This is a genomic window from Anaeromusa sp., from assembly GCF_028691475.1.
Lineage (GTDB): Bacteria > Bacillota > Negativicutes > Anaeromusales > Anaeromusaceae > Anaeromusa.
The window spans coordinates 1-3,604 of the sequence record NZ_JAQUZF010000181.1 but is presented as its reverse complement, the minus strand read 5'-3'; the positions used below and the strand labels follow the sequence as shown (position 1 = coordinate 3,604).

At 47.7% G+C, this 3,604-nt stretch carries 4 protein-coding genes; all 4 read left to right on the top strand.

Annotation, left to right across the window (positions count from 1 at the left end):
• On the top strand, positions 1–1,222 hold a 1,222-nt coding region (gene fliD / locus PHF27_RS13860), incomplete at its 5' end, for a flagellar filament capping protein FliD (RefSeq protein ID WP_300071322.1).
• Between the two features lie 364 nt (positions 1,223–1,586).
• Positions 1,587–1,883, top strand: coding sequence for a zinc-ribbon domain containing protein (locus PHF27_RS13855; protein WP_300071320.1), 297 nt, complete (start codon positions 1,587–1,589; stop codon positions 1,881–1,883).
• A gap of 406 nt (positions 1,884–2,289) precedes the next feature.
• Positions 2,290–3,057, top strand: a complete 768-nt coding sequence (locus tag PHF27_RS13850; protein ID WP_300071317.1) for a basic amino acid ABC transporter substrate-binding protein — start codon at positions 2,290–2,292, stop codon at positions 3,055–3,057.
• A gap of 151 nt (positions 3,058–3,208) precedes the next feature.
• Positions 3,209–3,604, top strand: a 396-nt coding sequence (locus PHF27_RS13845; protein ID WP_300071314.1) for a transporter substrate-binding domain-containing protein, incomplete at its 3' end; no start/stop codon positions are given.

Sequence of the window (3,604 nt, the reverse complement as noted above, 5' to 3'; positions counted from 1 at the left end):
TCCATTGTACAGCGACACCAAGTGGCTCTCTACAGCATATTCTGAAATTCTCAAGGGTGGCTCTATGCATCGGAACGACTGGCTCTCAGTAGGATATTCACTGGCGCTCAAGGCCCGGAATACTCAAATTAAAGAATTATCGTTGTCAAACCAGGCTTTGGCAAAAGCAACCAAGCCGTTTACGGCAGTTGATTCTATTTTTAAGCAAAATACAGTGACCTCGACATCCAGTGCAGTTTCCGGGCAGGCTAAAGCTGCGGCCAAGGCGGCAACGTATGAGGTGGAAGTTAGCAAGGTGGCGACAGCGCAGCAAAATACAGGGACGCGCGTGAGTGCCATAGGCTATGGGGCTTTGTCTGCTGGTAATTACACGTTAGGTGTTACTGACAGCAGTGGCAAGGAAAAAACCATATCGTTCTCAGTGAATGCATGGGAGAACAACAGTAAAGTCCTGGAAAAGGCAGCAAAAGCGTTTAATGAAGCCGGTTTGAACGTAAGCGCTGCGGTAAGCAGCGATGGAACGAAAGCCGGGCTGAATTTGCAGTCCAAGGAAACCGGGGCGGCCCAAAGTTTTACTTTGCGAGATGTCTCCGGCAATGCGGTTGTGGCGTTGGGGCTGGGAACCCGTACGCAGCAGGCCGATAATGCCGCGTATAGCGTGAATGGAAAAGCGGCGACATCTGCGTCCAATCAAATTTCTTTAGATTATGGGAATGTGACGCTGAATTTGCAAAAAGCAACAACAGAAAAGGCGTCAGTAACGGTAGGGAAAGAGCCTGCCGGTATTGTTGCGGCAGCGAAAGAGATGATTACGGCCTATAATCGACTGGAAACAGCGGTTACTGGAGCGGAGAATGTGACTGCTGCGGGGCAGCGCGTTTTTTCTCGCGTAGACGCGAAGTTCCAGGGATATCAGAAAAACGAGCTGGCGAATATTGGTATAACTCGGGATACGCAGACTGGCGAACTGGCTCTGGATGAGAAGCGGCTGACGACCGCGCTGGCAAAAGACTCTGGCAGGGTGCAGCGGCTGTTGGGAGGGGCGAACGGTTTGGCGGGCGCTCTGACTGCCGTATCTTCAGCTGTAGGAGCAAGTCCTGCGTCTACACTCTTGAAGGTTCCAAGTCCGCTGGAGTCTGCGCCGTCTTATGGGCAGACAGGAAGTTTGGCGGTTGCGGCTTTGCGGCAGTCCTCCGGCTTTTTGTTGGATTTGTTTGCTTGAAAACGTGGGCGTGGGTAATTTCTAGATTGACAAACAATTTCTGACAATTTACCTGCTTAATTCCCTTGAAATATTCTGGAAATTGCGTTATAATGACCTCGGGAAATGTTGCTTAGGTCTGTGGTTGAAAGTCGATGCCAGTCGCAGGCGAAACGATCCACGTAAGGAGCTCGTATAATTTTTCCGAAGCTTTGAGCATGGTGCGGCTTAGAAGTAAGACCTGCCGGGACGTAAGATCTCGAGAGGGGAAGTAGTGAGCGGATTGGAATCCTCGTAGCGAAACTTCCTGCAGGCGAGTGTGGGGTCAAAGACCAGGTCGGCTAAGCAACCTCCTTAGAAACCAATAAGGTGAGGGATCTCGTGCATGGAATTTCAAGACAAGACATTAACGTGTAAGGATTGTGGAGCAGAGTTTGTGTTTACTGCAGGTGAACAGGAGTTTTACGCTGAAAAAGGTTTTGAAAATGAACCGACGCGTTGCCGTACCTGCCGCGACGCCCGTCGCCGGACTCGCGATGGCGGATCAAGCTCGCAGCGCGAAATGCACGACGTAGTTTGTGCTAACTGTGGCGTGACTACGCAGGTGCCCTTCGAGCCGCGCAATGATCGTCCGGTTTACTGCCGTGAATGCTTCAATTCGATGCGGAACAATAATTACTAATAGCAACAGCAATGCGCCCCGGTCTTGTGCCGGGGCTTTTACTTTTGGTACAGGGGGGAGGTTCGACGAAGTTAGGAACAGAATTGAACAGGAGAACCGGAGTCGCGGGAGGGTATGCAGGAGTGGCACGGTTTTTTGAACAAGAGTATAGGGAGTAGAGTGAGGGCTCGACGGGGTTAGGAACGGAATTGAACAAGAGAACCGGAGTCACGGGAGGGCACGAATGAGTTACTGTACATTTTCGTTTTTTTCCTACGTACCCTCAGATTCTCCCGTGACTCTTGTTCAATCTTCGTTTTCGGAGTTCTTCTTTCTTCAAAATTTAAGAAAAGTAGTTGACTAATTATACGTAGTGATGCATAATTATAAACAAATCTATGCGAATGAACGTTAGGAGGAAACAAGAATGTCGAAAAAATGGCTTTCGGTAATGGTATTGGCGATGTTTATGTTGACATTGGGATTAGCTGGTTGCGGCGGCGACAAGCAGCAGGGGAAAAAGGTATTGAAGATAGGTACAGATCCTGGTTTTGCACCTTTTGAGTTCCAAGATGAAAAAAGCAAAGAATATGTTGGTTTTGACATCGACCTGATTAAAGCGCTGGGTACGAAAATGGGCTATGAAGTGCAGATTCAGAATATGAACTTTGATGGCTTGATTCCGGCCCTGGAAGCAGGAAATATTGACGCTACTGTTGCTGGGATGACGATTAAAGAAGAACGTGCTAAGAAAGTATTGTTTTCGAAGCCTTATTATCAGTCTGGTTTGATTGTTGCCGTGAAAAACGACAATAATACCATTAAAAGCGTGAAAGATTTGGAAGGCAAGCGTATTGCCGTACAAATTGGTACTACCGGTGCTGACGCTGCTAAAAAGATTCCTAATGCTGTAGTTCGCGAGTTCAACAATGCTCCGGAAGCCTTTATGGAATTGAAAGCCGGCGGAGCCGATGCGGTTATCAATGACAAGCCGGTAACTGCTTACTATTTGAAACAGGGCGGCGACAAGGATGCGAAAATGGTAGGCGATGTATTGCAGGCTGAGGAATACGGCATTGCTATGAACAAAAAAAGTACGGAACTGAAAACGAAAATGGATAAAGCTCTGGATGAAATGAAAGCCAGTGGCGAATATGACAAGCTCTATGAAAAGTGGTTTGGTAAAAAACAATAAAGTACTATCAAAACCTGCGCATCCTGCCGGATGACGCAGGTTTTTTCTTTTTCTTTCATTTTCCGAAACATTGCGCATTTTGCATCTTTGCATAAAATACTTTATGATGGAAAGTATCTTACAAGAAGATGAGTGCGAAGGAGATGTACTAATGAAGAAAAAGACTTTGGTATGGTTGGTATTGGCCTTATTTACGGTTGCTTTGGGGATCGCTGGCTGTGGCGGCGAGAAGAAGGCGGATAATGCAGGGAAAAAGGTTGTGCGCGTAGGGGCTGAGATGACCTTTCCGCCGTTTGAGTTTCAAGATGAAAAAAGCAAAGACTATGTGGGCTTTGATATGGATCTGGCTCGCGCTTTGGCCAAAGAGATGGGCATGGAGCTAGAGATTCAGAGCATGGGCTTTGATGCGTTAATTCCAGCGCTGGACTCCGGTACGATTGATATGATTGCTTCCGGCGTGTCCATTACTCCGGAGCGGCAGCAAAAGGTTGCATTTTCCGCGCCGTATTACAAATCCGGTTTGAGCATTCTGGTGAAAAATGAGAAT